This window comes from Halomonas sp., assembly GCF_033549285.1.
Taxonomy (GTDB): Bacteria; Pseudomonadota; Gammaproteobacteria; order Pseudomonadales; family Halomonadaceae; genus Halomonas.
On the sequence record NZ_JAWSUJ010000175.1, the window covers coordinates 1 to 4,566 of the forward strand.

Here is a 4,566-nt window from a genome sequence, read left to right on the forward strand (position 1 = left end):
CGGCGCCTCCTCCACGAAGCCGATCCCGCCGAGGCACTCCATGGCCTCGGCCATGAAGCCGGGCGTGCGCTTGTTGTGCCAGTACTTGGCCAGGGTCGGCAGCAGCCGTGACAGGGCCCGCTCCCCGGTGTCGCCACGGGCGGCGCCATCGAAGGCCCGGGCGGTGCGCATGACCAGCGCCAGGCCGGCCTCCACCTCGAGCGCCATGTCGGCCAGCAGCACCCGCATCAGCGGCTGTTCGGCCAGCGCCCGGCCGAAGGCGTGGCGCTCCCGAACATGCCGCCAGGCCTCCACCAGGGCCTGGCGCATCATGCCCACCGGGGCGGTGGCGGCATCCAGTCGGGTCTGCTGGACCATCTCGAGGATGGTGGCGATGCCGCGGCCGGGCTCGCCCACCGGCTCGGCCAGGGCGCCGCGGTACTCGATCTCCGCCGAGGCATTGGCGCGGTTGCCGCACTTCTCCTTGAGGCGCTGCAGTTCGATGGCGTTGCGCTCGCCCTCCGCGGTGACGCGGGGCACCAGGAAGCAGGAGAGCCCCTCGTCAGTGCGGGCCAGGGTCAGGAAGGCATCGGACATGGGGGCGCTGCAGAACCACTTGTGGCCGGTCAGCCGCCAGCCGTCCGCCGAGGGCTCGGCGCGGGTGGTGTTGGCGCGCACGTCGCTACCGCCCTGCTTCTCGGTCATCGCCATGCCGAAGGTCAGCCCGCTCTTCTCGCCTGCGGGCAGCAGGCGCGGGTCGTAGTCCCAGGCCAGCAGCCCCGGGGCCCAGTGCGCCTCGACGGCAGGCGTCTGGCGCAGCACCGGCAGGGCGGCATGGGTCATGGTGACGGGGCAGCAGAAGCCGGGCTCTGCCTGGGTCAGCAGGTAGAGGGCGGCCACATGCGCCTGGTGGCCGCCGGCCCCCTCCTCCTGCCAGGCCACCGCGTGCCAGCCATGGTCGATGGCCAGGTGCATCAGCTCGTGGTAGGCGGGGTGGTAGGCCACCTCGTCCAGGCGCCGTCCGTGACGGTCGAAGAGGCGCAGTTCCGGGGGATGGCGGTTGGCCGCCTCCCCGAGTTCCTGGACCCGGGCGCTGCCGGCCTCCCGCCCCAGCGGGGCGAGGCGCCTGGCGACCCACTCCGGGGCCTCCCGGGCCAGGGCCTCCCGCAGCAGGGCATCCCCGGCGAGCAGGTCGCGGTCGGTCGGTGGCGAGGGCTGGTTGGTCACCTCGTGGGTGGCCAGCCGGGTGCGGGGGGCGGGGTCGGGCATGGTCGGGCTCCGCGATAGAGGCCTGTCATGAGCATGGTCGTCGCGCCCGGAGCGGTCAACGCACGGCGTGACGCTGCCGCCGTGACTGGGTAGGCTGAAGGCATTTCCCCGGGAGTCCCCCATGAGCGCCGATGCTTCCCTTCCCGAACCGCCGGCCGAGCCGCATATCGCCGATGAGCAGATCCAGCTGGTGGATGCGCGCAACCGCCCCTGCGGCAGCGCCCCCCGGGCCGCCATGCGCCGCTTCCGGTTCTGGCACCGGGCCACCTATGTGGTGGTGCGCAACCGCCACGGTGAGCTCTGCGTGCAGCGTCGCACCCTGACCAAGGAGGTCTTCCCGGGGGGGCTGGACCTCGCCGCTGGCGGCGTGGTGGGGGCCGGCGAGGCAGTCCACGTGGCGGCCCGCCGCGAGCTCGCCGAGGAGCTCGGCATCCGGGGGGTGCCGCTGCGCCCGCTGGGCGAGTTCGTGCATGACGCGGGCGGCAACCATATCTTCGGCAGCCTCTTTCTGGTCGACCACGACGGCCCGCTGACGCTGCAGGCCGAGGAGGTGTCCGATGCCTTCTGGCTGCCGCCCCATGAGGCCCTGGCCCTGGAGGGCGTCACCCCGGATACCCGCCAGGCGGTGGAGGCCCTGCTGGCCGGCGGCGAACTGGAGGCAGGACGATGAACCGGCCGGAGCGACTCTCTGACCTTGAAGCGGTGCTCGCCGCCCTGGAGGGGGTGGTGCTCGGCAAGTCGCGGGAGGTGCGCCTTGCGCTCTGCTGCCTGCTGGCCCGCGGCCACCTGCTGATCGAGGACCTGCCGGGGCTCGGCAAGACCACCCTGGCCCAGGCGCTGGCGCGGGTCACGGGCCTGGACATGCAGCGCCTGCAGTTCACCAGCGACCTGCTGCCCGCCGACGTGCTGGGGGTCTCGGTGTTCGATCCGCGGGAGGCGCGCTTCCGCTTCCATCCCGGGCCGGTCTTCCACGGCCTGGTACTGGCCGACGAGATCAACCGGGCCACCCCCAAGACCCAGAGCGCGCTGCTCGAGGCGATGGAGGAGGGGCGGGTGACCGTGGAGGGCGAGACCCGGGCGCTCCCCGACCCCTTCTTCGTGATCGCCACCCAGAACCCCCAGGAGCAGGCGGGGACCTTTCCGCTGCCGGAGTCGCAGCTCGACCGCTTCCTGATGCGCCTCTCGCTGGGCTACCCGGATCCCCGGGCCGAGCGCGAGATCCTGCGCGGCCGGGCCGGGCGAGTGAAGCTCGAGGCGCTGATGTCGCTGCTCGACGCCGAGCGCCTGCGCGACTGGCAGGCGCGGCTGGACGGGGTCCATGTGGCCGACGCCCTGCTCGACTACGTCCAGGCCCTGGCCGCGGCCAGCCGCGAGCATCCGGAGCTTGCCTGGGGGCTCTCCACCCGGGGCGTGCTGGCCCTGCTCCAGGCGGCCCGGGGCTGGGCACTGCTCGAGGGGCGCGACCATGTGCTGCCCGAGGACGTCCAGGCGGTCTGGATCCCGGTGACGGGCCATCGGCTGAGCAGCGGCCCCCGGGAGGAGGGCGAGGCGCTGGCCCGCCACCTGCTGACCCGCGTGGCGGTGATGGGGTGAGCATGGCCACCGTGGCGACCTCGGGCCCCCGCCCTGCCGGGCGGTTGCGCCACTGGTGGCTGCGTCGCCTCGCCGCCTCGATGGATCGCCCACTTCCCCAGCGTCGACTGTTCCTGATCCCCACCCGCTTCGGCCTGGGCTGGGCGGTGCTGGTCATGGTGCTGCTGCTGTTCGGCATCAACTACCAGAACAGCCTGGCCTACGGGCTGGCCTTCTGGCTGTTCAGCGTCGGCGTGGTGGTGCTGCTGCGCGGCTGGCTCAACCTGCTCGGCGTCACCCCGGGGCTGCGCCTGCCCCGCGAGGCCTTCGCCGGCGGAGAGGCGCGCCTGGGGGTGAGGCTGAAGGCGCGCCGCGACCGCACGGCCCTGGAGCTTCGCTGCGACGGCGCCCGGGGACGGGTGGACATCGTCGGCGGCCTCGGCGCGATCGAGCTGGCCCTGCCGACGCCCCAGCGTGGGGCCCAGGCGCTGCCCTGGCTGCGTCTCGAGACCCGCTGGCCCTTGGGACTGGTCCGGGTGGTGGCCTGGGTGCGCCACGATGCCGAGCTGCTGGTGTGGCCACATCCGTTGGAGGAGGACGAGTCGGCCCTGCGCCACGTCGGGGCGGGCCTGGAAGCCAGCGACTTCGCGGGGCTGCGCCGCTTCCAGCCCGGCGATAGCCCGGGGCGGGTGGCCTGGAAGCAGTGGAGCCGCACCGGCGTGCTCGCCACCAAGGCGTTCAGCGCCCCGCCCCGCCGCCAGCTCTGGCTCGACTACGCCGCCTGTCGCGGCGACCCGGAGCGGCGCCTATCTGTGCTCTGCGCCCGGGTGCTGGCCCACCACCGTGCCGGCGACCGCTATGGCCTCAGGCTGCCGGGCTTCACCCTGCCCCAGGGCGAGGGGGAGGCCCAGCGTCGCCGGGCGCTGGATGCCCTGGCGCGCTTTCCGGCGACCCGGCCGGAGGGTAGGGCATGAGCGCCCTGCGTCCCGCCAGGCCTTCGGTGCCGGCCGTGCTGGCGGATGGCCGAGGGCTGAGCGGGGGCATGCTGCGCCAGCTGTTCATCGGCCAGTGCCTGGTGCTGGCCCTGCACCTGGCCTGGATGCCGGCCTGGCTGGTGGCACTGGCCCTGGCGGTGGCCGGCTACCGCCTCGTGCAGCTGCGCCGCGGCCTGCCCCGTGCCGGCATCCTGCTGCGGCTGGCCGCGGTGGGCGGGCTGGTGCTGGCGCTGTGGCTGCAGTTCGGCACCCTGGGCACCATGGACGGGCTGGTCGGCCTGCTGCTCGGCGTCTACCTGCTCAAGCTGCTCGAGACCCATGACCGGCGCGATGCCCGGGTGGTGGTGGTGATCGGCCTGGTGACCACGGCCGTGGCCTTCCTGCATGACCAGGGGATTCCCATGGCCGCGGGGGCCCTGCTGGCGGTCGCCTGGCTGCTGCAGTCGCTGGTGTGGCTCTCCGGTGCCACCGGACTGCGCCAGGCCTGGCGGGAGACGGCCTGGCTGCTGGTGCTCTCGGCGCCGCTGATGGCGCTGCTGTTCGTTGCCTTCCCGCGCCTGGGACCGCTGTGGAGCATGCCCCAGATGGACCGGGCCTCCACCGGCCTCACCGACGAGATCTCCCCGGGCGACATCGCCCAGCTGTCGCGCAGCGATGCGCGGGCCTTCCGCGCCCGCTTCGAGGGGCGCGAACCGGCCCCCGACGAGCGCTACTGGCGGGTCTACACCCTGTCGCACTTCGACGGCATCCG

The 4,566-nt window shown here is 73.7% G+C and carries 5 protein-coding genes; 4 read left to right on the forward strand and 1 reads right to left on the reverse strand.

Going from position 1 to position 4,566, the window contains the following annotated elements; all coding sequences use genetic code 11:
• Positions 1-1,248 (reverse strand): acyl-CoA dehydrogenase family protein (locus tag SCI24_RS21015; RefSeq protein WP_318727225.1); only part of this gene is annotated, 1,248 nt, incomplete at its 3' end.
• Positions 1,249-1,369: 121 nt separating this feature from the next.
• On the opposite strand from SCI24_RS21015, the gene SCI24_RS21020 reads away from it, so the two are divergent.
• The 4 genes from SCI24_RS21020 to SCI24_RS21035 all read left to right on the forward strand — a co-directional run.
• Positions 1,370-1,918: an NUDIX hydrolase gene (locus SCI24_RS21020; protein ID WP_318727226.1), complete on the forward strand. Its 549-nt coding sequence runs from the start codon at positions 1,370-1,372 to the stop codon at positions 1,916-1,918.
• Positions 1,915-2,841, forward strand: coding sequence for a MoxR family ATPase (locus SCI24_RS21025; RefSeq protein WP_318727227.1), 927 nt, complete (start codon positions 1,915-1,917; stop codon positions 2,839-2,841). Before SCI24_RS21020 ends, SCI24_RS21025 begins: the two co-directional genes overlap by 4 nt.
• A 2-nt stretch (positions 2,842-2,843) precedes the next feature.
• Positions 2,844-3,794, forward strand: a complete 951-nt coding sequence (locus SCI24_RS21030) for a DUF58 domain-containing protein (protein WP_318727229.1) — start codon at positions 2,844-2,846, stop codon at positions 3,792-3,794.
• Positions 3,791-4,566: DUF3488 domain-containing protein (locus tag SCI24_RS21035; RefSeq protein WP_318727228.1), on the forward strand; the 776-nt coding region annotated here is incomplete at its 3' end. The genes SCI24_RS21030 and SCI24_RS21035, both read left to right, overlap by 4 nt.

Coding starts and splice junctions, on each gene's coding strand:
- SCI24_RS21030 (WP_318727229.1), top strand. CDS start 2,844: ATGGCCACCGTGGCGACCTCGGGCCCCCGCCCTGCCGGGCGGTTGCGC.
- SCI24_RS21025 (WP_318727227.1), top strand. CDS start 1,915: ATGAACCGGCCGGAGCGACTCTCTGACCTTGAAGCGGTGCTCGCCGCC.
- SCI24_RS21020 (WP_318727226.1), top strand. CDS start 1,370: ATGAGCGCCGATGCTTCCCTTCCCGAACCGCCGGCCGAGCCGCATATC.